This is a genomic window from Achromobacter sp. 01N37 (genome assembly GCF_056399725.1).
The window spans coordinates 56,503-79,569 of record NZ_JBFTRX010000005.1; the positions used below are offsets into that span (position 1 = coordinate 56,503).

The following is a 23,067-nucleotide window of genomic DNA, read 5'->3' on the forward strand; positions in this document are numbered from 1 at the left end:
GCGGCAGCCGCACCCCTTTAATCAGGCGAGGACGGAGACAACATGACTTACGTAGCAGTGGTAATCAGCTGTTTGATGGTTATGGGTATCGTCGCGTTGGTGATTCAAACGATTCAAAGTGCGGGGCCCGAGCCCTGGCTGAAGATATCGGCGGCGATTGTCAGTTCCACCTTTGCTTCGCTTCTGTTGATCCCGCTGGGCTACGCCGTGGCCCAAAGCATGTTGATCGACTAGGCGCGTTTTTCCCCCAAGCCATCCGCCCTGGGCTACCCGCCCCGGGCGGATTTGCCTCGCGTTGCCGCCCAGCACAACAACGAACCGGCGGTGACCATCGCCACGCCTTGCCAGAACGACACGGTCAGGTGGGTGGACAGCCACACGGCTGCGAAAAAGGTCGACAGCACCGGGGTGAAGTACGACGCCGTGGCCAGCAAGGTCAGGTTGCCTTTGAGTATCCCCACATTCCACAACGCATAGCCGGCCGCCATCGCGCCGCCGGTCACGCAGAGTTCCAGCGTGGCGGACGCGGAAAATGCCAGGGGCGGCTCGGGGCTCAGGAAGTATTTGATCCACAAGACCGCCGCGGTCAGCATGAAGAACAGCGCAACGCCATTTTTGCCGTCGGCGAAGCGCTTGGTCACGTTGCAATAAAGCGCCCAGATAATGGCGCCACTGAACGCCAATCCATAACTGAGGGGGTTGCTCGACACATTCGTGACGGTGCGCGCCCACGATAATCCGCCTGATCCGCCCACGACCCAGACGATGCCGCAGATGGAAAGCAATATCCCAGGAACGACCCAGGCGCTGGCCCGCTGCCCGTTGATGAAGATCGCCAGCACCACCGTCAGGCAAGGCCACAGGTAATTGACGATGCCCAGCTCAATGGCCTGCGCGCGATCATTGGCAAAGCCCAGCGAGAGCGACAAACAAATCTCGTAGGCGACGAACAACAGGCTGCCGACGACAAGATACTGCCGAGGAAATTGCCGTAATTTGGGAAACCCCAGCAAACCGACCAGGAAGATCGAACCCACCGTATAGATAAGCGCGGCGCCTCCAATGGCGCCGAAATTCTCACTGACTCCACGAATCAAACCCACGACCGTGCCCCACAGCACGATCGCCAGCAACCCAAGGATGGTGGCCGTGTTCCGGCCGGGAGAAATCTGCATTACTGTGTCTGCTTTTCTGTTGTCCTGCTGCCTGCACTTGAATCAGGCGCCGTGTAAGCGGGCGCCGTGCAAGCGGGCGCCGTGCAAGCGGGCGCCGTGCAGCCGGGCAGTGTAGCGAAAACCAAACGTTATCGTAGTGACCAGCCCGCACGGAGGAAAATCCGTGCCCGCAACCGCGACATACCCACCGAAACCGTGAAGAAGAGGGAGTAGCAGGCGCATGGCCATTTCAATACGCAGACTGAGTGATGTTCTTGCCAGCACGGAGTCTGGCCGGCTTTATCGGATAGAAGTCTTCCTGCAAGCGGACGGTCCGCCCACGCCGGACTCGCCGCCCCCGCCCGCCACGCGCTATATCCTTCGGACCTCCGAAGGGGAACAGGTGGACGCGCTGGGCGACAAGCAGTATCGGCTGAAATCAGGCGAAGTCCTGACGGCCCTCGCCCCTCAACAGCCGCCGCGCCCTGGTGTCTGAATCGCCCCCGCCACGAGGCGGGGCGGCGTGGCCACCCACATCACCGTTATAGGTCGGACGCCACGCGCCGCTTGCCCTGCCCCTTGGCCTGGTACAGCGCCACATCGGCCCGCTCCAGCAATTGCAGCATCGTGATGCCGGACTCCGGATACACCGCGATGCCGACGCTGGCAGACACCGATACGCGGATGCCCGGATAAGGCAAGGACAGGCTGTCGACCAAGGCCTCGGCCACGGGTTGCGCTTGCTCCTTGCCGACTCCCATCAGCAAGACGGCGAACTCATCACCCCCCAGCCGGGCCGCCACATCGGACACGCGGATGGCGCGGCCCATGCGGTCGGCGGCCTCTTTCAGCACGGTGTCGCCCGCGGCGTGGCCGTGCATGTCGTTGACCGCCTTGAACCCGTCCAGGTCGATCGCCAGAATGGCGAAGGGTTCGCCAGTGCGCTGCGCCACGGCCAATTCACGCAAGATCAGCTCGCCGAACAACACCCGGTTGCACAAGCCAGTAAGCGGGTCGTAGTGCGCCAGATGCTGTGCGTGCGCCAGCATGCGCGAGGCCTGCAACAACGCCGTACCGACTTCCTCGGCCTCTTTGACGCGGGTGCCGGCCAGTTCGACGGTACGGCCTTCGCCCAGCGCCAATGCCGGGCCGACCAGACCTTGCACCGCAGACGTCAGGCTGCTGGCCAATCGCAACGCCAGCCACAGCCCCAGGCCAAACGCGAACAAGGTGCCCAATGCCAGCCAGGCGATGGAACGGTACAAGTCCGTCGTCAATAAGGTCATCGGCGCACCGGCCGCGACGGTCCACCCAGACACGGCAGACCGGCTGAACGCGGTGTAGACGGGCGTGCCTTCCTTCGTGGTGGATTCCAATGCACCTTCGCCGTCCTGCATGACGGCGCGCGCCAGCGAAGGGACGGCCTTCTCGCCCACGAACTTGGACGCGTCGCGAGTGCGGGCCACGATGGTGCCGGAACTGTCCAGCACGGCGGCCACCCAGCCATCCGGCAAGGCGCGCCGGCCCAGCGCCGCCCCGATTCGGTCGGGCGAAATGCCCACGTTCAGGCTATAGGCGACCTCCCCCGCACGCAGAACGGGCACGCCGAGCGCAATGGTCGGCCTGCCGCTGACGCCGCCCGTGAACAAGCGGGTCAGCACAGGAGAGCGCGCGCGAAACACCTGCCTTAAATCTTCGGGCGCGCCGGAAAGCGGCAGGGGCGTGCCGTAAGGCACCAGCGTATTGAGGACCTGGCGGCCGTCTTTGTCGGTCAGCACATAGCTGTCAACGATCTGGAAACGCACTGACTCCCGCGCACGCTGATGAAAGCCCGCGAAATCACCGTTAAGAAGATCCGGGGATGACGCCAGCATCTGCACGCCCGCTTCCACGCCAGTCAGTTCGCGGTCGAGGATGGACGCCAGATTGCGGGCAAGGAAAATGGTGTCGCGAAAGATGCGTTCCTTTTGGACAACGTAGCTTTCGTACACCGCCACCGACGCCACGACCAGCGCCGGCGCAATACAGGTGACGACCAGGGCCAGCAAACCGGTCCGCATGGAATACCGGTGCTGCGGGCGCGTTCTCACGCCTGCCAGGCTTTCGCCGTCAGCCATTGATTACCTCTTTTGGACCCATGCGCCTCCCGATACGTCCGTCCCGATCATTGCGCCGGGTGGATCAAATTCAGAAATTATTGCAGAAGCCCGCAACCGCACAATCCGCGCACAACGGCCGGATTACGGGCTTAAGCCCTGATTAACCCCCATCATCGCGTCCCCAATTTACTCCGAAATATTGCGCTGCGCGATGACTTCCTGACAGACAGATACGGATGGCAACCCGTTGCATATACCGGCCAATGAGCGCGTTGTTACTATCGCCGCCATGAATAATCCGTCCCTTAAAGTACCCCCCGGCGGCGCTCTGAGCGCACCCGACAAAACCGTGCTGGTCTATGGCGTCATCGCGGCCCTGCTTGGGGTGGCCCTGCATGAACTCATGGCGCGCCAGGCGTGGCCATGGGGCCATCCCTTCGGCCTGTACTTTCTGCTGCAATGGCTGGCGTTGGCGCCGCTAGCCGGCGCTTTGCTGGCGGGGATGGCCAGCCCCAGGCGCTGGCTGATTGCGCTGGCCGTCTATGGACTGATCCTGCCCGCCCTCACCGCCTATGGGCTGACGGCCGCGTTTGGCGCGTTGCCGAATGAGCGCGGCGGCTGGCTTCGGGACAGCGAGATGGGCGTTGCCATGCTGCTGACCGGCACGGCGGGTTTCATCCTGCTGCCGGTGATTCAGGCGCTGGACGCCACGCGCGCGCAATGGCATTACCCGGCAGTATTTCGCGCCGCGTGGCGCAATGCCGTCCACCTGGCCCTGAGCTTTTTCCTGGCGGGGGCTGTGTGCCTGCTGCTGACGGCGGCGGGCGCCATGTTCAAGATGATCGGCATCGGCATCGTGCAGCGGATTGTCGAAAACTCAACGTTCCGCTACGCGGCATGGCCGATGATTCTGGCGGCATGCCTGGTCGGCGTGCGCCGCCGCCCCGCACTGACGGACACCATGCAACGTTCCTGGCTGACGCTCAATGCGTGGTTGCTGCCGCTGGTCACGCTGGTGGGCGTGGCTTTCACGCTGGCGCTCGCCGCCCGCATGGCGCTGGGCTTGCAGGCCGTGCAATTGTCGGCGGGCGCACTGATTGCGTTCTCGCTCGTGTGGATCAAGCTGATCAACGCGGCCTGGCAAGACCATGCGGACGCCGCGCCATTCGGCCCGCGCCTGGGCGCGCTGCTGCGTGCGGCCATGGTGTGCCTGCTGCCGCTGGCGGCCGTGGCCCTGTACGGCGCGATTGTCCGAGTCGACCAGTACGGCTGGACCGTGCTGCGCGCCTGGGGCGTGGCCGCAAGCGGCATCCTGGTGCTGTATGGGGCGGGTTACAGCTGGGCGGCCTTGCGCCCCAAGCATTACTACCCGATGTTGGCCGCTACCAACCTGATCACCGCCGCCGCCACGCTGGCGGTGCTGGCGGCGTTCATCACGCCCGTCGCCAACCCCTTGCGCCTGGCGGCCGAAAGCCAGTTGCAGCGCATGATCGACGGACGCCTCGATCCCCACGAGTTCACGTATTACCGTGTCGGTGAAGACTTTGGAAAGTGGGGCGTGGAAGCCGTACAAAAACTGGCCGATGGGGCGGCCAACGCACGAGACCCCCGCATTGCGGCCGTTGCCAAAGAAGCGTTGAAAAGTGGCTACTTCCGCTGGGCGGACAATGCACAGCAGCTAGCTCAGGACATGGCGAACGTGCCCGCCTTCACCACGATCCCCGCGAACACCAAGGTGCCGGCGTCATGGTGGGCGTACTTGATACAGACTTATCCCTCGCAAGCCAAAACGTGCGCCGCGCCAGCCAAGCCCGGCGCATCCACGGGGCTGTCCAGCCAAACCGCGGAACCCCGCTGCCAACTGGTCTTTGCCGATCTGACGGGCGACGGCCGTGATGACATCGTGCTGTACGTCACCCCGCCCAGCGATGTGCAGACCAGCACCGTTGAGCGCCTGCCCATCTATACGCCGGACGCAGCGGGCGAATGGAGCCTGCGCGGCCACCTGACCGCCATCAGCTTTTCGATGGACACCGCGGACGAGACGGGCGTCACGAATATCCAGCAGGCGCTCAAGCAAGGATTGGTGCGCACGCAGCCCCGCACCGACCGAGACCTGCGCATCGGCGACAACCTGTTCAGGCTGCGTTAGGCGTCAACGGCCAAGCGCGGCAGACGCCGCGCTATTTTTCTTCCAGGTCGGGCGTGCCCGCAAACTGACTCTTGAGCAAGGTCAGCGCGCCCTTCTCCGCCAAGGCCTCGGTGGGAAAGACGTTCTTGGTGTCTTCAAGAGGGGGGAATCCGATGATGCGTACCCGCGCATGAAACCCTTCGGGCACCTCGGCGAACTCAATATCGAAATTGCGTTCTTCGATCCAGCCTGATCGATGCAGTTTCCATTCCATTGCAACGCGCTCCTGTGTGGGCAAGCCAGCAAAGAAATTGCCGGCAGAGAAAATCGGCAATGCAAAAGGGCCGGCCTGTGAAGACCGGCCCTGCTACACGATACACCCGCACGGGCCTTACTTGGCGGACGGCGGCGCGTCTTCCGTGTTGCCGAGCAGCTCATCCGACGACGGCGAGAACAGGTCCCAGCAGGCCATGAACAGCGCGGCGATCAGCGGGCCGATCACAAAACCGTTCAGACCAAACAGCGCCATGCCGCCCAGTGTGGAAATCAGCACGACGTAGTCGGGCATCTTCGTGTCCTTGCCCACCAGAATCGGGCGCAGCACGTTGTCGACCATACCGATGACCAGCACGCCAAACGCGATCAGCACCGCGCCTTTGACGACGGCGCCCGTCAGCAGGAAGTAGATGGCCACGGGCGCCCAGATCAGGCCTGCGCCCACGGCGGGCAGCAGCGACAGGAAGCCCATGATCACGCCCCACAGCAGCGCGCCCTGAATCGACAGAATCGAAAAGATGATGCCGCCCAACGCGCCCTGCGCCGCCGCAACCGCGATGTTGCCCTTGACGGTGGCGCGGATCACGGTCGTGAACTTGCGAAACAAATGCTGCTTGTGCGCGTCGCTCAGCGGCATGGCGCGCTTGATGCGTGCCGACAACTGCGGCCCGTCACGCAACAGGAAGAACAGCAGGTACAGCATGATGCCGAAGCTGATCACGAACTGGAACGTGTCCTGCCCGATGCTCAAGGCCTGGGTCGCCAGGAACTGGCTGGCCTGCATGGCGCCCGCGCTGAGCTTTTCTTGCAGGCTCGGGATGTCGGCCAGATCAAAGCGCGCCAGCAGGTCGTGCACCGACGGAGGCAATGCCGCCATCGCCTGCTGAAAGTAGGCGCCGAAATTCAGCTCGCCCGACTTGATGCTCTGATACAGGTTCGCGCCTTCACGCACCAGCGACCCGCTGATGGCGACCAGCGGCAGAATGACCAGCAGCAAGACCCCCAACAGGGTGATCAGCGCGGCAAGATTGCGCCTGCCCCCCCACCGCTTGACCAGCCGGCGCTGCAAGGGCCCAAAGATAATGGCAAGAATGGCGCCCCAAAACACGGCGCCATAGAACGGCCACAATAACCAGCCGAATGCGATGGTGACGACGACAAGCAGGAGCAGAAAGGTCCTGAAGTGCAAGCTGGATGATTGACTCATATTCCGTTCCAGGCACGGCGAACGCCGCGAGACCCGCATTGTACAAAGCGCCTGCTACCGGACGCTTTCAAGACCCCCGGCCAGCCGCAAGCAGGATGGTTTCGCGCGCTTCGGCAAGGCCCGCCGACTGCGCATTCAGGCCCTGCAATCGCAAGTTCAGTTCCTGTTGGAGCGTGGGGGTGGCCACACGCGCCTGGCCATCCACAAGCTGAATTTCGGCGGCGTTGGCGGCGACGAAATCCGCGATACCTATTGCGTCGTGCGCCACGGAATCCATGCGCGTAGCAGCCTGCATCAGCTCGGCGGCGGGCGCGGTCACCGCATCGTCATAAACGCCGTCGTAGACAGGTGCCAAGTCGGCCGGCAGCGTCAGGCCGGCTCGCGCCTTGTCGGCTTTGGCGCGCGCGTCCTGAAGCTTGCCCGCGCTGTCGGCCAGGGTTTTGCGAGCCGCCTCGAACGCCGCTTTGCGTTCCACGATTTCGCCAACCGACCGCAGGGTCTCCACCGCCAGCACGTCGCGCAACGAGCCGGCCACCTTGGCCATTTCTTGCTGGAAATCGGTCATGACGCCGTACGCGTCGTCGTAGTCACCCACCGCTTCCTTCTCGGCCTTGGTCAAGGCGGCAAGCGGCAGCAGCGCGTCGCTGGTCACGCGAGATTGCAGCAACTGGATGAACGCCACGCGTTCCTGGGGTTCTTTATTGACGCAGGCCGTCATGAACAGCATTGAGGCCATTGCCAGGCCTGCCAGGCAGGCTCGCCACAGTGACATCCGTATCCTCTCCTTGCCCGCTGCGTGGATGGCGGGCGCATGGGGGCAGATTATCCCGAAGCGCTGGCCCACGGCCGCTTGCGGGCGGATTTTGTTGCGATCGAAGCGAGTTGACACAGGGACTAAGCCCGCAGCGGATAGGCCAGGGCGCAACGCCGTGCAGCATCGAAACCCGCATCCGCTTCTGATTGCAGACGGGCGTGCACGGCCGCCGAATACGGCGGCGCCAATTCCACAAAGCCCAGCCGTTGATAAAACGGCGCATTCCATGGCAGCTCGCGGTCGGTGGTCAGCACGACGGCCCGGTACCGGCCTGCGGCGTGCGCGTGCGCCAGTACGGCCTGCATCAACCCTCGCCCCAAGCCTTGGCCCTGCGCAGGCAAGGCCACGGACATTTCCACCAGGAACAGGTCGCCATCCATCGGTCTGGCCAGAGCAAAACCGCATACCTGCCCGTCACGCAACGCCACCCACAACAGGCCGCCCGCCTGGGCCGCGACCAGCTCGCCAAGCGGCAGCGGTTCCCCATCGGCGGCCCAGTCCATGGGCGTGCCGCGAAAGCGCTGCGCGGCGGAGCGTTCGATATCGGCCAGGCGGGCCAGGTCGCTTACTTGGGCAGGTCGGATCATGAGGTAAGACGGTCAGGGGGCAAGGAAGTATGCACGATGCGCCGTGCCGGCCAAACCGCTGCCGCGCCTTCCCGTAAAATGCCGGCTTATATTCAATGTCGGCCGCAACGGCCGCTAGTCACCCTGGCCTGGCTTCACCCATGACTCAACACGCTTCCCCGGCCCCTTGGGGCTTCACCCTGCCCGATTGCCGCGGCGCGGCCGCCCTGCTGTATTTCATGAATGATCTGGCGCGTGTCGTGAACCAGTATCTGGGTCAGGGCCAATTGTCGGACGACGCCTTGGCCGGCGCACAGAAGGCCGTGGACGCCTTGGTGGCGCGCTATGCCGACCTTGACGCCGCCCCCGAGGCATTCACGGACGAGCATATCGGCCTGGCGCTGGAAACCGAGCGCCAGCCGGACGGCTCGATGGGCGCGCAAGTGGCGCTGCGGATGTCGCCGCGTCTGGAAGGGCTGATCATCGAAGCCCAACGCCAAGCCCGCGGCGCGGAGCATTAAGCGCAAACGTGGGGTGCGTGGCCCCGGGCGCAAATCCGGCGCCCAGGCCCCAGGCCCAAAAAAGACTTGCAAAACCTGCCAACCAGCGATATCATCGTTAGTTGATGTGCCTTCACGCCGCCATATTTCCGAAAATAAATAGGCTGAAAGCACGGAAAGCACCCTGGAAGTACCCCTCCAGAGCTTGGCCGGCCCCACCCGCGAAAACCGCGAGCCGCCAGCCACCCGGAAATTCGATCCGGTTTGCGAAAACCCATAACGCGAAAACGCAAGCCGCCGACTTCCATCTGGAACACACGGCATTAGCCAAACACATCTTCACCATGCCGCCAGTCCGGTTTGGAAAGAAGCAACAAGACACGTTGCAGCCCGAGTCGTACCCACGACAAAGCTGCACAGCAACCGCCAGAGTCAACCCGCTCTGCGTGGCCCCCAGGCCTGAAGAGCGCATGCCCCAACATGCACGCCACTTGGCCTGAACCGATACCGTCCTGGACTGACTGACGACATCGGCCGCATCACCCCGTTACGCGCGCAAGCAAAAACATGAGAATGCGCAAACTGACGGCAACACTTGTGCGTTACTGTCATGCATGCCTGTCCGATATGTCTGAAAGACGTTACCCGGCCGGACATGGCAAACGCGAAGTCGCGAGGCGCTTTTGGTACGTCCGCCCCTTCGCGGCATGAACAAAACGCAGCTTTCTAATAACTAGAACTTAAGAGAACACACACCATGAATACTCGTTTCACTACCTCGGACCTGATCCGACGCCCGGCTCATACGACGCTGGACAACACGCCGATCCACATTGGCGACATCGTTTATCTGCAACCGGCCAACGGCCCGGCCATCCGCGCAACGGTCATCTTCAACGCGCCGATCAACGGCACCACGACCTACACGACGGAAGTCGTGCCTTGCGGCGTAACGTCGCAAAAAGCGCCCGGCCAGCGTATCCGCTTCCGTCACGAACACGTGCATCGCATCGAGTCCGTGCGCAGCAATACCACGCACTAAACGCAATACCCTGGCTCTTTGAGCCAGTTCAATCTCGCCGCGCATCATGCGCGGCGAGTGCTTTTTACGCGTGATAAAGTCGCAAGCACCTTAGTCCGGGCACGCTCACCATGCAGAACAACCGTCTCGCGATCCGCATCTGGGATCTTCCCACCCGCCTCTTTCACTGGGCGCTCGTCGTCTGTATCGTCGGCGCGTTCGTCAGCGTAAAGCTGGGCGGCCTGTATATGGATTGGCATGTGCGCTTCGGCTGTACGGCGCTGGGCCTGATCATCTTCCGCATCCTGTGGGGCATCATCGGCCCGCGCTACGTCCGCTTCACCCAGTTCGTGCGCGGCCCCGGCTCCATTGCCCGCTACCTGAAAGGCGCGGCCGCCCCCGCCGGCCACAACCCACTGGGTGCGCTGTCGGTTCTGGCGCTGCTGCTTGTCGTCGGCTTTCAAGCCGTCAGCGGGCTGTTCACCACCGACGACATCATGACGCAAGGCCCCTTGTTCGGCTATGTCAGCGAAGCCACCGCCGGCGCGTTGACCTCGTGGCACAAATTGAACGAGTGGGTGATCATTGCGCTGATCGCGCTGCACCTGGCCGCCGTCGCCTGGTACGCGGTGGTTCGCCGCAAGCGCCTGGTGCGCGCCATCATCACCGGCGATGTCGACGCCAAGGACCTGCCCGCCGGCACGCCGCCCGCACAAGACGGCATTGCCGTTTGGCTGCGCGCACTGTTGCTGGGCGCTTGCGTGACGGGATTGGTGTTGTGGATACGGTCGCTGGAAGTGGTGGCCGACATGTCCTTTTCCTGAACACGCTCGCGCAGGACAAAACAAAAAGCCCTTCGAATTTTCGAAGGGCTTTTTGTTTGCAGCGATCGAGGCCGTCCGCGAACGGCTCGCGCCTTACTTCTTCTTGCGGTAGGAATCGTGGCAGGCCTTGCAGCTGGCGCCAACATCACCGAAGGCAGCGCGCAGCTTGTCCAGATCGCCGGCGTCAGCGGCCGCCGACAGCTTCACGATGTTGTCCTGGAACGCTTGCTGCTTTTGCTTGAAACCTGCGGCGTCGCTCCAGATTTCGGGGCGGGCATCGCCGCCTTCCGTACCCGGACCGAAAGCCGTCCACGGCAGCGCCGACAACGTCTTCAACACTTCAACGTTGGCCTTGATCTGCGCGGCATCGTAGGGCGCCTGGCCCTTGACCACCGGCGTCATGCGCCCGAAATGCGAGGCCATCAGCGTCAGCGCCGATTGGCGGTACTTGACCGCATCTTCGGGCTTGGCGAACTGCGCCGACGCAGTCGTCGCCAACAGCGGCCCAACGGTCATACAGGCCAACGCGGCAAGCGTGGACAACTTCTTCATTGCAATCTCCCGTAAGAACAACAAGGATGCCGCGCGCATGACGCGCGCGGCATGGCGACTATACCGCCCGAGCCAGCTCGGCGGCCAGCCCGATGTACGAGCGCGGCGTCATCGCCAGCAGACGAGCCTTGGGTTCTTCAGGCAACGCCAGGCCCTGGATGAATTCTCGCAGGGCTTCTTCGGTGATGCCCTTGCCGCGCGTCAAGGCCTTGAGCTGTTCGTACGGTTGCGGCAGGCCATAGCGGCGCATCACGGTTTGAACCGGTTCGGCCAGCACTTCCCAGCACGCGTCGATATCGGCGTCGATGGCGGCCGTGTTGACTTCCAGCTTGCCCAGGCCGCGCATGCACGCGTCCCATGCCACCAGGCAATAGCCCAGGCCCACGCCCAGGTTGCGCAGCACGGTGGAGTCGGTCAGGTCGCGCTGCCAGCGGGAGATCGGCAGCTTGTCGGCCAGGTGGCGCAACACGGCGTTGGCCAGGCCCAGATTGCCTTCGGAGTTTTCGAAGTCGATCGGGTTGACTTTGTGCGGCATGGTCGACGAGCCAACCTCGCCTTCTTTCAGGCGCTGTTTGAAGTAGCCCAGGGCCACGTAGCCCCAGACGTCACGGTCCAGATCCAGGACGATGATGTTGGCGCGCGTGATGGCGTCAAACAATGCCGACATCCAGTCATGCGGTTCGATCTGGATGGTGTGGCGGTTCTGGGTCAGGCCCAGGCCGGCCAGCACGCGCTGGCTGAAGGCGGGCCAGTCGATTTCCGGATAGGCGGACAGATGGGCGTTGTAGTTGCCGGTGGCGCCGTTCAGCTTGGCCAGCGGTTCCACGGCTTCGACGGCGGCGATGGCGCGGTTCAGGCGCGCGGCCACGTTGGCGAATTCCTTGCCCAGCGTGGTCGGGCTGGCCGGCTGGCCGTGCGTGCGCGACAGCATCGGCTGGTCAGCTTGGGCCACAGCCATGTCGTTCAGCTTGGCGGCCAGTTCACGCAGGCGCGGCACCACGACCTGGTCGCGGGCGCGCGACAGCATCAGCGCGTGCGAGGTGTTGTTGATGTCTTCGGAGGTGCAGGCAAAGTGGATGAACTCGGCGGCGCGGGCCAGCTCGGCGTCATCAGCGACTTTTTCCTTCAGCCAGTACTCAACGGCCTTCACGTCATGGTTCGTGACGCGTTCGATGTCCTTGATGCGGCCAGCGTCGGATTCCGAAAAATCCTGCACCAGCTGTTGCAGGCGCTGGCGTGCGGCTTCAGAGAACGAGGGCAGTTCGGGCAGGCCGGCGTCGGACAGGGCGACGAGCCAAGCCACCTCGACTTCGACACGGTGCGCCATGAAGCCGGCTTCGGACAGCAGACCGCGCAGCGCGTCGCTCCGGGAAGCGTAACGGCCATCCAATGGCGAAAGGGCATTCAGTTGGCTCAATTGATCGGCGATTTGCATGGTCTGGAGAAGAAATGGCTACGGATGGGAAAACCCGACGATTTTATCATCCGAGGGCATGCAACATTGTGGCAAACTGGCGAAGATTCCGGCCGGCGGCCGGTTAGACCGTCATACGGCCTGCTATACTTCGGCCGCTTTTCGACTCCGCTTGTGACTCCATGAAACTGATCGGCTCGCTTACCAGTCCATACGTACGCAAAGTGCGTATCGTCATGGCCGAGAAAAAGCTGGACTACCGGCTTGAACTCGAAAACGTCTGGTCCGCCGACACGCAGATCCAAACGTACAACCCGCTGGGCAAGGTTCCCTGCCTGGTCATGGAAGACGGCGGCGCGCTGTTCGATTCGCGCGTCATCGTTGAATACGTGGACACCCTGTCTCCCGTTGCCCGCCTGATCCCGCAACAGGGCCGCGACCGCGCGGCTGTGAAGTGCTGGGAAGCCATCGCAGACGGCCTGCTGGATGCGTGCGTGGCCATCGTCAAGGAAAACCAGCGCCCCGAGGTGCAACGCAGCCCGGAATGGATTGAACGCCAGTTCAGCAAAATCCACGCCAGTCTCGACGCCATGAACAAGAGCCTGGGCGAAAACGCGCACTGTATGGGCATCAACTACAGCCTGGCCGACATCGCCGTCGGCTGCGCGCTGGGTTACCTGGACTTGCGCTTCGCCGAGCTTGACTGGCGTGCCAACCACCTGAACCTGGCCCGCCTGTACGACAAGCTGTCCCAACGGCAATCGTTCCTGGACACGGTTCCCAAGACCGCCTGACCGCCACAGACTGCCCATCCGCGATGGGCGCCTGAGAGACATCGGCCGCAAATGCGGCCGATTTTCATTGCTGCGGCCGGTAGATTCCGGCCGCGTATTGTCGAACCCGCTATTGGGCGGCGAACGTCTGCCAGGCCTTGAACAGCATGTAGGCGGCCAAGGCGAACAGCAGGCAGGCGAACACGCGCTTCAAGGTTTGCACCGGCAGGCGGTGCGCCATGCGCGCGCCCATCGGCGCCGTCAGCACGCTGGTGCACACCAGCGCCAGCAAGGCCGGCCAATAGATATAGCCCAGCATGCCGGGGCGCGACGCGCCCTCGTTCAGGCCCGACACCACATAGCCCACGCTGTTGGCCAGCGCGATGGGAAAGCCCAGCGCGGCCGACGTCGACACGGCGTTATGCAACGCCACATTGCACCAGACCATGAACGGCACGGACAGGAAACCGCCGCCCGCGCCGACCAGGCCCGACAGGAAACCGATGCCTGCCCCGGCTGCGCTGGTGCCGACCACGCCGGGCATCTGCCGCGCCGGCTTGGGCTTCTTGTTGCGCAGCATGCTCCAGCCCGAATAGCCCACGAACAGCGCGAAGAACAGCGACAGCCACAAGGTGCTGAGCGCGGCGAACACGGCGCCGCCCGACACCAGCCCGCCGATGATGATGCCCGGCGCCATCGCCCAAACGATGTTCCATTTGATGGTGCCCCGCTGCTGGTGCGCCCGGACGCTGGACACGGAGGTGAACAGGATGGAGGTCATCGACGTGGCGATGGCCGCATGCACGACCAGATCAGCCGGCATGCCCTGCCAGGCGAACAGCATTGTCAGGAAAGGCACCAGCAGCATCCCGCCGCCAATGCCCAGCAGCCCCGCGGCAAACCCCACCACCGCGCCCAACACCAGCAGGCAAATCAACATCGACACATCCACAACCGTCTCCTCTTGTTTTGTTTTGAATACTTGCTTCTCATGAACAAGGCCCCGCAGGGATCTCACCCGCGGGGCCTCGTCCGGACCCACACGCACCAGACGGCGTCCTTACAGGATGATGCCGCCGCCCAGGCAAACCTCGCCATCGTAAAGCACAGCCGACTGGCCGGGCGTGACGGCCCACTGCGGCTCGGTGAAATCCAGCGCAAAGGTATCGCCCTCGGCACGCTCCAGACGGCAAGCCGCGTCCGCCTGACGGTAGCGCGTCTTGGCGCCATAGCTGGCGATGGCAGGCGGATGCCCGGCCACCCAGCTGGCGTCTTGCGCCTGCAACTGGCCCGACAACAGCCACGGGTGGTCATGCCCTTGCACCACGTAGAGGATGTTGCGCTCCAGATCCTTGCGCGCCACGTACCAGGCTTCGGCCGTGCCATCTTCACGCTGGCGGCCCTTCACGCCGCCCACGCCCAGGCCCTTGCGCTGCCCCAGCGTATAGAACGACAGGCCCTCGTGGCGCCCGACCTTCTGGCCTTCGGGCGTCAGGATCGGGCCCGGCTCGGTCGGCAGGTAGCGGTTCAGGAATTCGCGGAACGGGCGTTCGCCGATGAAGCAGATCCCCGTGGAATCCTTCTTGGCCGCGTTGTGCAAACCGATCTCGTGCGCGATACGCCGCACCTCGGTCTTGTGGATCTCGCCCAGCGGAAACAGCGTGCGCGACAGCTGCGCCTGATTCAGCCGATGCAGGAAGTAGCTTTGGTCCTTGGAGGCGTCCAGCGCTTTCAACAGCTGGAACTGCGTGCCGCCCCCCTCGGCCGGCACCTCGCGCACCCGCGCGTAGTGACCGGTGGCGATGTGCTCGGCGCCCAAAGCCATGGCGTGGTCCAGGAATGCCTTGAACTTGATCTCGGCATTGCACAGCACATCCGGGTTGGGCGTGCGGCCCGCGGAATACTCGCGCAGGAAATCCGCGAACACGCGGTCTTTATATTCAGCAGCGAAGTTGACGAACTCGAAGTCCACGCCAACCAGGTCCGCGACGCTGGCGGCGTCAAGCAGATCCTGGCGGGTGGAACAGTATTCGGAATCGTCGTCGTCTTCCCAGTTCTTCATGAACAGGCCAACGACGTCATAGCCTTGCTGCTTGAGCAGCCACGCGGTGACCGAAGAATCGACCCCGCCCGACATGCCGACCACAACGCGGCCTTTCTTGGTGGATATTTGACTCATGATGGCGCTTATTTTAAATCGGACACGGCATCTTCCCGCGGCTGCGGCTCGGCCGCCCGCGAGACTTCCATCAGCCAGGCGCGAAAGGCCTGCAACGTAGGCAGGTTGGCCTTCTGCTCGGGATAGCACAGGTAATAGCCCATGCGCGCGCGAATGGGCAGCTTGATGGCGACGGCCAGCTTGCCGTCGCGCAATTCGTCTTCGATCAGGCAACGCGGAATCAGCGCAACGCCAAACCCCGCCGCGGCCGCCTGCGACAAGAGCGCGTACTGATCAAAGCGCGCCCCTTCCAGACTGCGCCGGGAATCGCATCCGGCCTGCTCGAACCAGTCGCGCCAGCCTTCCAGGGCCGACGTGTGGTGCAGCAGCGGATACGCCAGCAACGCTTCCGGCGTGGGGCAGCCGCCCGGGATCAGGCGCGGGCTACAGACCGGCACGATCTCCCGGCCAACGATGTAGTCAGACCCGCTGCCCGGCCACAGCCCTTCGCCAAAGCGCACCGCGGCATCCAGTTCCGGCGTCGAAAAATCGTAGCCCTGGCGATGCGGCAGAAACTCTACGTGGATGTCGGGGCGCAGGCGCATGAAGGCGGTAAGCCGCGGAATCAGCCAGCGCGCGCCGAAGGTCGGCATACAAGTCAGGTTGAGCGTGCCGCCCTGCCCCTGGTGCGCAATCAGCTCTACTGTCGCGGCCTCGATCTGGCCCAGCCCCGCCTGAATCTTGGTCAGATAGCTGCGGCCCGCTTCGGTCAGGACCAGGCCTTGCCTGATCCGCAGGAATAGTTCGACGCCGACGAACTCTTCCAGATGTTTCACCTGTTTACTGACGGCGCCCTGCGTCACACACAGTTCCTGCGCCGCGCGCGTAAAGCTGCTGTGCCTGGCGGCCACTTCGAAGGCCTGCAGATCGGTTAAAGAGGGACAGAAACGTCGCATGGTTCGCCCCCACGCATGGGTGGGGCTCCGGCCCGAAAGATCAGCGAACCGTGTCGGAAAAGTTACACAAAAGTAACGCCCGAACGGTACCGCCAACAGAGAGGCATGAAAAAAAGTCATAGCTTACGGAGAAACTTTCGTTTGCGCAAACCGCCCCGCCAGGAAAGAATCATTGCGTTTGCGTCTGCCTTTGCGCATCCGCTTTCCATTTATTAGGGGAATTCATGCAACGCCGTAATGTAGTCCTGGGCCTCTGTGTCGCTGCCGCGACCTTGGCCACGCCGCTGATCTCGGGTATCGCGCACGCTGAAGATGCGTATCCGAGCAAGCCCATCCGCCTGATCGTTCCCTTCCCGCCCGGCGGCACCACCGACATCGTCGGCCGCCTGTTCGCGGACAAGCTGGGCAAGGAACTGGGTCAGACCGTTGTGGTGGAAAACCGCGGCGGCGCCGGCGGCTCGATCGGCAGCGCATTTGTCGCCAGCAGCGCGCCGGACGGCTACGTGCTTGGCATCGCCACCGTCAGCACGCACGGCATCAACCCGGCCATCTACCCGAACCTGCCGTTCGATGGCGAGAAGGACTTCACGCCCATCTCGAACCTGGCAGCCGTGCCGAACATCATGACGATCAACCCGAAGGTGCAGGCCAAGAACATGGCCGAGTTCATCACGCTGGCCAAGAGCCAGCCGGGCAAGCTGACGTACGCATCGGCCGGCAACGGTTCGGTCTCGCACATGATGGGCGAACTGTTCAAGATGGCCTCGGGCACCGACCTGATGCACGTTCCCTACCGTGGCGTGGGCCCGGCGCTGAACGACGCACTGGCCGGCCAGGTCGACGTCATGTATGACAACCTGCCGTCCACGCTGCCGCACGTGCAGTCCGGCCGCCTGATCGCCATGGCCGTCGCTTCCCCGAAGCGCGTGGCCAGCCTGCCCAACGTGCCCACGTTCGCCGAAGCCGGCCTGCCGGCCGTGAACGACGCGTCCTGGTTCGGTCTGGTCGCCCCGGCCAAGCTGCCGGAGCCGATTCTGGCCAAGCTGAACGCCGCCGTGCAGAAGGTCAGCGCGGAAGCCGACGTCAAGTCGCGCCTGGAAGCGCTGGGTGCTGAACCCGCCGCCAACAGCTCGGCCGACTTCGGCAAGCAGATCGCCACTGAAATCGCCAAGAACAAGCGCATCGCCAAAGAAGCCAACGTGAAGATCGACTAAGCGATCTTCGGCCCCCGCCGCGCAAGCTTGTGCAGCGGGGGCCTCCGATTCACGAACGCAATACCTCCATATGCGAATTACCCAACCCCTGTCTTACCGGCTCGACCTTCCGCAGCAATATCCGGATTCGGAACCCTCGGCCCCGCTTGTGCTGGACTCTCCGCACAGCGGCACCGCCTACCCTCCCGATTTCGCGGCCGCGGTGGACTTTGGCGCACTGCGCACTGCCGAGGACACCTGGGTTGACGACCTGTGGGGCGACGCCATCGATATGGGCGTGCCGATGGTCGCCGCGGCGTTCCCGCGCGCCTACATCGACGCCAACCGCGCGCCCGACGAGATCGACGAACTGCTGCTGGACGAAGCCTGGCCCGATGCTATCAATGCATCGCCCAAGGTGAAGCTGGGCAAGGGCCTGATCTGGCGCATGCTGGATGACGGCACCCCGCTGTACAACCGCAAGCTGACGGTGGAAGAAGTGCGCCACCGCATCAACGCCTGCTGGAAGCCGTACCACGCCGCGCTTGGCCAAGTGCTGGATTCGGCACACAAGAAATTCGGCAAGGTCTGGCACATCAACTGCCACTCCATGCCCAGCGTCGCCGGCGCTTTCGCCACCGACCGTCCCGGCTTGGTCCACCCCGACTTCGTGCTGGGCGACCGCGACGGCAGCACCAGCGACCCGGCCTTCCGCGAATTCATCGCGGCCTGGCTGCGCGAACGCGGCTACAACGTGACGGTGAACGATCCCTACAAGGGCGTCGAACTGGTGCGCGCCTTTGGCCGCCCGGAAGAAGGCCGCCACAGCTTGCAGATCGAAATCAACCGCAACCTGTATATGGACGAAGTCACGCTGCGTCCGACGGAAAACTATGGCCGCCTGAAGGCCGATCTGCGCGACTTGACCGCTGCGCTGATCAACTGGACTCGCGCGCAAACGGCCTGACGCCGGACGTTTGCGTGCAGGTGCCGGCCAGCGGCGTGGTAAGACTGGCCGGAGCAAGTGGGGGTGCAAACCCCGAGCCCCATGGTTCGCCATGGGGCTTTTTTTTGGCCGACAACATCCCTCCTCCAAAAGAACCCACCAGCCCGCCACCGCTCCCCCCAAGGCGGGCTAGCCTCTTTGGGGGCAGCACGCGAATGCAATGAGCGCAGCTTGGGGACAGCATTAGCGTGTATAACTACGGCGAACCTTCTGAGGAGAGGCGTCGATGCACATCGGGATACCAAAAGAGACCCGAGACGGGGAAACCCGTGTCGCAGCAACACCGGAGACCGTCAAGAAGTACGTAGGCGGCAAACACACCGTTGTCGTGGAGCGTGGGGCCGGCACCGCCGCCCGCTATCTGGATGACGCCTATGAGGCCGCGGGCGCTACGCTCGGTTCCGCCCAGGATGCGCTGGGCGCGGAACTCGTCTTGAAGGTTCGCGCGCCCTCTCCCGCAGAATTGCCCCAGATGAAATCGGGCGCTGTCGTCATCGGCATGCTTGATCCCTTCGACGCCGAAGGCCTGGAACAGATGGCCGCGGCAGGCATCGTTGGGTTCGCGCTTGAGGCCGCGCCGCGCATTACGCGTGCGCAAAGTCTGGACGTGCTGTCGTCCCAGGCGAACCTGGCCGGCTACAAGGCCGTGCTGCTGGCCGCGCATCACTACGGCCGCCTGATCCCCATGATGATGACCGCCGCAGGCACCTTGAAAGCCGCGCGCGCCGTCGTGCTGGGCACCGGGGTGGCCGGCTTGCAGGCCATTGCCACGGCCAAGCGGCTGGGTGCGGTGGTCGAAGCCTCTGACGTGCGCCCCGCCGCGCGCGAACAGGTCGAATCGCTGGGCGCCAAGTTCATCGACGTGCCGTTCGAAACCGATGAAGAACGCGAGATCGCCCAAGGCACGGGCGGCTATGCCCGCGCCATGCCGCCCAGCTGGATGGCGCGGCAAGCGGCGCTGGTGTCCGAACGCTGCAAGCAGGCCGACCTCGTCATCACCACTGCGCTGATTCCCGGGCGGCCCGCCCCCACGCTTGTGTCCGCGGAGACGGTTGCGGCCATGAAGCCGGGTTCGGTGCTGGTGGACCTGGCGGTCGAGCGCGGCGGCAACTGCCCCTTGTCGGAAAAAGGCCTGGTGGTGGAAAAGCATGGCGTGACCATCATCGGGCTGACCAACCTGCCCGGCCTGGTCGCCACGGATGCGTCCGCGCTCTATGCGCGCAACATCCAGGATTTCCTGAAGCTCATCATCAATGCGGACGGCGCGCTGGCGATCCAGCGCGACGATGAAATCGTGGCGGCCTGCCTGGTGTGCGAAGGCGGCAATGTGTTGCGGAGAACCTGAACATGGAAGCGATCAACCCCACCCTGATGAACCTCATCATCTTCGTGCTGGCCATCTATGTCGGCTATCACGTCGTGTGGAACGTCACGCCCGCCTTGCACACGCCGCTGATGGCGGTCACCAACGCTATCTCGGCCATCATCATCGTGGGCGCCATGCTGGCGGCCGCGCTGACCGAAGGCGGCCTTGCGCGCGGCATGGGCGTGTTCGCCGTGGCGCTGGCTGCGGTGAATGTGTTCGGCGGCTTCCTCGTCACGCGCCGCATGCTTGAGATGTTCAAGAAAAAGGACAGAAAGCCGGCCAAGGAGGAAGCGAAATGATCTCGCTGAATCTGGTCACCCTGCTTTATCTGATTGCGTCCGTCTGCTTCATTCAGGCGCTCAAGGGGCTGTCGCATCCCACGACATCCCGGCTGGGCAACGCGTTCGGCATGGCCGGCATGGCGATTGCCGTGCTGACCACGGCGGCGCTGATTGTGGGGCTGGCGCGCGAAGGCACCGCCACGATCGGCCTGGGCTGGGTCGTGCTGGGCCTGCTGGTGGGCGGCACCGTCGGCACCGTGATGGCCCGCCGCGTCGAGATGACGAAGATGCCTGAACTGGTCGCGTTCATGCACAGCATGATCGGCTTGGCAGCCGTCGCCATCGCCGTCGCCGTGGTGGCGGAACCGCATGCGTTCGGCATCGTCGCGGCCGGCATGCTGATCCCCACCGGCAACCGCTTCGAGCTCTTCATCGGCACCTTCGTCGGCGCCATCACGTTCTCGGGTTCCGTCATCGCGTTTGGAAAACTGTCGGGCAAGTACAAGTTCCGGCTGTTCCAAGGCGCACCCGTCGTGTTTCCTGGCCAGCACATGCTGAATCTGGCGCTGGCGCTCGCGATGCTGGGTTGCGGCTTGTGGTTCATGCTGACGCAGGAATGGACGCCCTTCATCATCATGACGCTGGTGGCCTTCGTGCTGGGCGTGCTGATCATCATCCCGATTGGCGGCGCGGACATGCCCGTGGTGGTGTCCATGCTGAACAGCTATTCGGGATGGGCCGCGGCCGGCATCGGCTTTTCGCTGAATAACCCGATGCTGATCATCGCCGGTTCGCTGGTGGGTTCGTCGGGCGCGATTCTGTCCTACATCATGTGCAAGGCGATGAACCGGTCGTTCTTCAACGTGATCCTGGGCGGCTTTGGCGGTCAGGCGGGCGGCGCGGCGGATGCGGGCGATGGACAGCAGCGCAGCGTCAAGTCGGGCAGCGCAGACGACGCCGCTTTCCTGATGACCAATGCCGAAAGCGTGACCATCGTGCCGGGCTACGGCCTGGCGGTGGCGCGCGCCCAGCACGCGTTGAAGGAACTGGCCACCAAGCTCACCGAACGCGGCGTCACGGTCAAGTACGCCATCCACCCCGTTGCCGGCCGCATGCCCGGCCACATGAACGTGCTGCTGGCCGAGGCGGAAGTGCCGTACGACCAGGTCTTCGAAATGGAAGACATCAACAGCGAATTCGCGCAGACCGATGTGGTGCTGGTGCTGGGTGCGAACGACGTGGTCAACCCGGCCGCAAAGAACGACCCGAAGTCGCCCATTGCTGGCATGCCAATTCTGGAAGCCTACAAGGCGCGCACGGTCATCGTGAACAAGCGCTCGATGGCGTCCGGCTACGCGGGCCTGGACAACGAGCTCTTCTACATGGACCGGACGATGATGGTGTTCGGCGATGCGAAGAAGGTGCTGGAAGACATGGTCAAGGCGGTGGAATAAATTGCGCGGTCCACGAAGGCCTAGATCAGGCCTTCGTGGACTTGCCGTGTTTGAGACCTGACCCTAATCGCAACGCGGCGGCCTTACGCGACGACCGCCTTTTGCAGCTGCGCATCCACCACTTCCACCCAATGCCGCACCGGTGTGTCGGTGCCGCTTTGCAGATGGCCGATGCAGCCGATGTTGGCCGACAGAATCACATCCGGCCCGCTCGACGCGATGGCGCCCAGCTTGCGGTCGCGCAGCTCCAGCGCAATCTCCGGATTCAGCACCGAATACGCCCCCGCCGATCCGCAGCATAGATGCTGGTCGGCAAACGGCAGCAGCTCGAATCCCAAGTCCGCCAGCAAGCGCTCCGACAGCGGCCGCAGCCCCTGCCAATGCTGCAACGTGCACGGCGGATGAAACGCCGCGCGCGTCCCCGGCGCCAAGCGCGCACGCAGTTGTTCCGCATGCGGCGCGACAATTTCAGCCACATCCTTTACCAGCGCCACGATGTCCGCGGCCTTCTGCGCGTAGGCGGGATCATGCTTCAGATGATGCGCATATTCCTTCACCATGGCGCCGCAGCCCGACGCGTTCATGACAATGGCCTCAACCGCCCCGTCTTGCACCAGCGGCCACCACGCGTCGACGTTGGCGCGCATTTGCGCAAGCGCCTCGTCTTGCGCATCCAGGTGAAAACTGACCGCGCCGCAGCAGCCCGCCCCCGGCGCCAGCCGCGCGCCGATGCCCACGGCATCCAGCACGCGGATGGTGGCGGCGTCGATCGTCGGCATCATCGCTGGCTGCACGCACCCCGTCAGCATCAGCACTTGGCGCGGGTGAGCCGCCACGTCAGGCAACGCGCCCGCATCGCGGCGTTCCGGCACCTTGCGTTTGAGCGCATCGGGCAGCAAACCGCGCATGGCTTGGCCCACCCGCATCGCCGGCGCGAACAGCGGCGACAGCATGGTTCGGCGCAGCAGATTGCGCTTCGTTTTTTCCGCCCAGGAACGCGGCACGCGCTCGTCCACGATCTTGCGGCCAATATCAATCAAATGGCCGTACTCGACCCCCGACGGACATGTGGTTTCGCAATTGCGGCAGGTCAGGCACCGGTCCAAGTGTTGTTGCGTGGACTGCGTGGGCTCGGCGCCTTCCAGCACTTGCTTGATCAGATAGATGCGGCCGCGCGGGCTGTCCAGCTCGTCGCCCAATACCTGATACGTCGGACAGGTGGCCGTGCAGAAACCGCAATGCACGCATCGCCGCAGAATGGCGTCGGCCTCGTTGCCCAGTTCGGTGTCGCGGGCCCAGGATGCCAGGTTGGTTTGCATGAT

Annotated in this window: 24 protein-coding genes; 11 read left to right on the forward strand and 13 right to left on the reverse strand. The window is 63.8% G+C overall.

Translation table 11 applies throughout. The features are described 5' to 3' along the window. The first annotated feature begins 42 nt into the window (after positions 1 to 42). Positions 43 to 234: a hypothetical protein gene (locus tag AC1DSJ_RS11770; protein ID WP_054423414.1), complete on the forward strand. Its 192-nt coding sequence runs from the start codon at positions 43 to 45 to the stop codon at positions 232 to 234. Between the two features lie 32 nt (positions 235 to 266). On the opposite strand, the gene yddG is transcribed toward AC1DSJ_RS11770, so the two are convergent. From yddG to AC1DSJ_RS11785, 3 genes are all read right to left on the reverse strand, one after another. Further along, positions 267 to 1,175 (reverse strand): aromatic amino acid DMT transporter YddG, encoded by a 909-nt coding sequence (gene yddG / locus AC1DSJ_RS11775; protein ID WP_054423415.1) that lies wholly within the window; start codon positions 1,173 to 1,175, stop codon positions 267 to 269. A gap of 42 nt (positions 1,176 to 1,217) precedes the next feature. Further along, entirely contained in the window at positions 1,218 to 1,403 is a 186-nt protein-coding gene (locus AC1DSJ_RS11780) for a pentapeptide repeat-containing protein (protein ID WP_476760338.1), read from the reverse strand. A gap of 293 nt (positions 1,404 to 1,696) precedes the next feature. Beyond that, entirely contained in the window at positions 1,697 to 3,271 is a 1,575-nt protein-coding gene (locus tag AC1DSJ_RS11785) for a diguanylate cyclase (RefSeq protein ID WP_441370713.1), read from the reverse strand. 271 nt (positions 3,272 to 3,542) lie between these two features. On the opposite strand from AC1DSJ_RS11785, the gene AC1DSJ_RS11790 reads away from it, so the two are divergent. Further along, the gene (locus tag AC1DSJ_RS11790; RefSeq protein ID WP_441370712.1) at positions 3,543 to 5,405 is read left to right on the forward strand and encodes a DUF4153 domain-containing protein; all 1,863 of its coding nucleotides are present in this window, start codon (positions 3,543 to 3,545) and stop codon (positions 5,403 to 5,405) included. A gap of 31 nt (positions 5,406 to 5,436) precedes the next feature. Here AC1DSJ_RS11790 and AC1DSJ_RS11795 read toward each other — a convergent pair whose 3' ends face one another. The 4 genes from AC1DSJ_RS11795 to AC1DSJ_RS11810 all read right to left on the reverse strand — a co-directional run bounded on the left by AC1DSJ_RS11795 (position 5,437) and on the right by AC1DSJ_RS11810 (position 8,268). Next, positions 5,437 to 5,658, reverse strand: a complete 222-nt coding sequence (locus AC1DSJ_RS11795; protein ID WP_054423419.1) for a hypothetical protein — start codon at positions 5,656 to 5,658, stop codon at positions 5,437 to 5,439. A gap of 117 nt (positions 5,659 to 5,775) precedes the next feature. Beyond that, the gene (locus AC1DSJ_RS11800) at positions 5,776 to 6,867 is read right to left on the reverse strand and encodes an AI-2E family transporter (protein ID WP_175169745.1); all 1,092 of its coding nucleotides are present in this window, start codon (positions 6,865 to 6,867) and stop codon (positions 5,776 to 5,778) included. Positions 6,868 to 6,934: 67 nt separating this feature from the next. Continuing rightward, positions 6,935 to 7,639 (reverse strand): DUF3053 family protein, encoded by a 705-nt coding sequence (locus AC1DSJ_RS11805; RefSeq protein WP_342067563.1) that lies wholly within the window; start codon positions 7,637 to 7,639, stop codon positions 6,935 to 6,937. A 122-nt stretch (positions 7,640 to 7,761) separates the two neighbouring features. Next, on the reverse strand, positions 7,762 to 8,268 hold the full coding sequence (locus AC1DSJ_RS11810; protein WP_427946535.1) for a GNAT family N-acetyltransferase: 507 nt from the start codon (positions 8,266 to 8,268) through the stop codon (positions 7,762 to 7,764). Between the two features lie 140 nt (positions 8,269 to 8,408). Between AC1DSJ_RS11810 and AC1DSJ_RS11815 the strand changes: the two genes are divergently transcribed. The 3 genes from AC1DSJ_RS11815 to AC1DSJ_RS11825 all read left to right on the forward strand — a co-directional run bounded on the left by AC1DSJ_RS11815 (position 8,409) and on the right by AC1DSJ_RS11825 (position 10,592). Further along, positions 8,409 to 8,768, forward strand: a complete 360-nt coding sequence (locus tag AC1DSJ_RS11815; RefSeq protein ID WP_054423423.1) for a hypothetical protein — start codon at positions 8,409 to 8,411, stop codon at positions 8,766 to 8,768. Positions 8,769 to 9,504: 736 nt separating this feature from the next. Next, positions 9,505 to 9,789, forward strand: coding sequence for a hypothetical protein (locus AC1DSJ_RS11820; RefSeq protein WP_054423425.1), 285 nt, complete (start codon positions 9,505 to 9,507; stop codon positions 9,787 to 9,789). A 110-nt stretch (positions 9,790 to 9,899) separates the two neighbouring features. After that, on the forward strand, positions 9,900 to 10,592 hold the full coding sequence (locus tag AC1DSJ_RS11825) for a cytochrome b/b6 domain-containing protein (RefSeq protein ID WP_175169741.1): 693 nt from the start codon (positions 9,900 to 9,902) through the stop codon (positions 10,590 to 10,592). Between the two features lie 93 nt (positions 10,593 to 10,685). Here AC1DSJ_RS11825 and AC1DSJ_RS11830 read toward each other — a convergent pair whose 3' ends face one another. Together AC1DSJ_RS11830 and purB are read right to left on the reverse strand one after the other, a co-directional pair. Continuing rightward, positions 10,686 to 11,144: a c-type cytochrome gene (locus tag AC1DSJ_RS11830; protein WP_175169740.1), complete on the reverse strand. Its 459-nt coding sequence runs from the start codon at positions 11,142 to 11,144 to the stop codon at positions 10,686 to 10,688. A gap of 58 nt (positions 11,145 to 11,202) precedes the next feature. Continuing rightward, on the reverse strand, positions 11,203 to 12,579 hold the full coding sequence (gene purB / locus AC1DSJ_RS11835; protein ID WP_054423428.1) for an adenylosuccinate lyase: 1,377 nt from the start codon (positions 12,577 to 12,579) through the stop codon (positions 11,203 to 11,205). Positions 12,580 to 12,740: 161 nt separating this feature from the next. On the opposite strand from purB, the gene AC1DSJ_RS11840 reads away from it, so the two are divergent. Then, the gene (locus AC1DSJ_RS11840; RefSeq protein ID WP_054423429.1) at positions 12,741 to 13,352 is read left to right on the forward strand and encodes a glutathione S-transferase; all 612 of its coding nucleotides are present in this window, start codon (positions 12,741 to 12,743) and stop codon (positions 13,350 to 13,352) included. A 109-nt stretch (positions 13,353 to 13,461) separates the two neighbouring features. Here the strand turns inward: AC1DSJ_RS11840 and AC1DSJ_RS11845 are convergent, their stop codons facing one another. The 3 genes from AC1DSJ_RS11845 to AC1DSJ_RS11855 all read right to left on the reverse strand — a co-directional run bounded on the left by AC1DSJ_RS11845 (position 13,462) and on the right by AC1DSJ_RS11855 (position 16,445). Then, positions 13,462 to 14,283: a sulfite exporter TauE/SafE family protein gene (locus tag AC1DSJ_RS11845; RefSeq protein WP_054423430.1), complete on the reverse strand. Its 822-nt coding sequence runs from the start codon at positions 14,281 to 14,283 to the stop codon at positions 13,462 to 13,464. 108 nt (positions 14,284 to 14,391) lie between these two features. After that, positions 14,392 to 15,510, reverse strand: coding sequence for a tRNA 2-thiouridine(34) synthase MnmA (gene mnmA, locus AC1DSJ_RS11850; protein ID WP_175169739.1), 1,119 nt, complete (start codon positions 15,508 to 15,510; stop codon positions 14,392 to 14,394). 8 nt (positions 15,511 to 15,518) lie between these two features. Continuing rightward, positions 15,519 to 16,445 (reverse strand): LysR substrate-binding domain-containing protein, encoded by a 927-nt coding sequence (locus AC1DSJ_RS11855; RefSeq protein ID WP_054423432.1) that lies wholly within the window; start codon positions 16,443 to 16,445, stop codon positions 15,519 to 15,521. 224 nt (positions 16,446 to 16,669) lie between these two features. Here AC1DSJ_RS11855 and AC1DSJ_RS11860 point away from each other — a divergent pair, with 224 nt between their 5' ends. The 5 genes from AC1DSJ_RS11860 to AC1DSJ_RS11880 all read left to right on the forward strand — a co-directional run bounded on the left by AC1DSJ_RS11860 (position 16,670) and on the right by AC1DSJ_RS11880 (position 21,745). Then, the gene (locus tag AC1DSJ_RS11860) at positions 16,670 to 17,659 is read left to right on the forward strand and encodes a Bug family tripartite tricarboxylate transporter substrate binding protein (RefSeq protein WP_054423433.1); all 990 of its coding nucleotides are present in this window, start codon (positions 16,670 to 16,672) and stop codon (positions 17,657 to 17,659) included. Between the two features lie 70 nt (positions 17,660 to 17,729). Further along, a complete protein-coding gene (locus AC1DSJ_RS11865) occupies positions 17,730 to 18,605 on the forward strand; it encodes an N-formylglutamate amidohydrolase (protein WP_175169737.1) in 876 nt (291 codons plus the stop codon). 265 nt (positions 18,606 to 18,870) lie between these two features. After that, positions 18,871 to 19,989 (forward strand): Re/Si-specific NAD(P)(+) transhydrogenase subunit alpha, encoded by a 1,119-nt coding sequence (locus AC1DSJ_RS11870; protein WP_441370711.1) that lies wholly within the window; start codon positions 18,871 to 18,873, stop codon positions 19,987 to 19,989. A gap of 2 nt (positions 19,990 to 19,991) precedes the next feature. Further along, positions 19,992 to 20,309, forward strand: a complete 318-nt coding sequence (locus AC1DSJ_RS11875; RefSeq protein ID WP_006388447.1) for an NAD(P) transhydrogenase subunit alpha part 2 — start codon at positions 19,992 to 19,994, stop codon at positions 20,307 to 20,309. Beyond that, positions 20,306 to 21,745 carry an NAD(P)(+) transhydrogenase (Re/Si-specific) subunit beta gene (locus AC1DSJ_RS11880; RefSeq protein ID WP_054423436.1) on the forward strand — a complete coding sequence of 480 codons (1,440 nt, stop codon included), beginning with the start codon at positions 20,306 to 20,308 and terminating at the stop codon, positions 21,743 to 21,745. Before AC1DSJ_RS11875 ends, AC1DSJ_RS11880 begins: the two co-directional genes overlap by 4 nt. 83 nt (positions 21,746 to 21,828) lie before the next feature. Here the strand turns inward: AC1DSJ_RS11880 and glcF are convergent, their stop codons facing one another. Continuing rightward, positions 21,829 to 23,064: a glycolate oxidase subunit GlcF gene (gene glcF / locus AC1DSJ_RS11885; RefSeq protein WP_054423437.1), complete on the reverse strand. Its 1,236-nt coding sequence runs from the start codon at positions 23,062 to 23,064 to the stop codon at positions 21,829 to 21,831. Between the last annotated feature and the right edge of the window lie 3 nt (positions 23,065 to 23,067).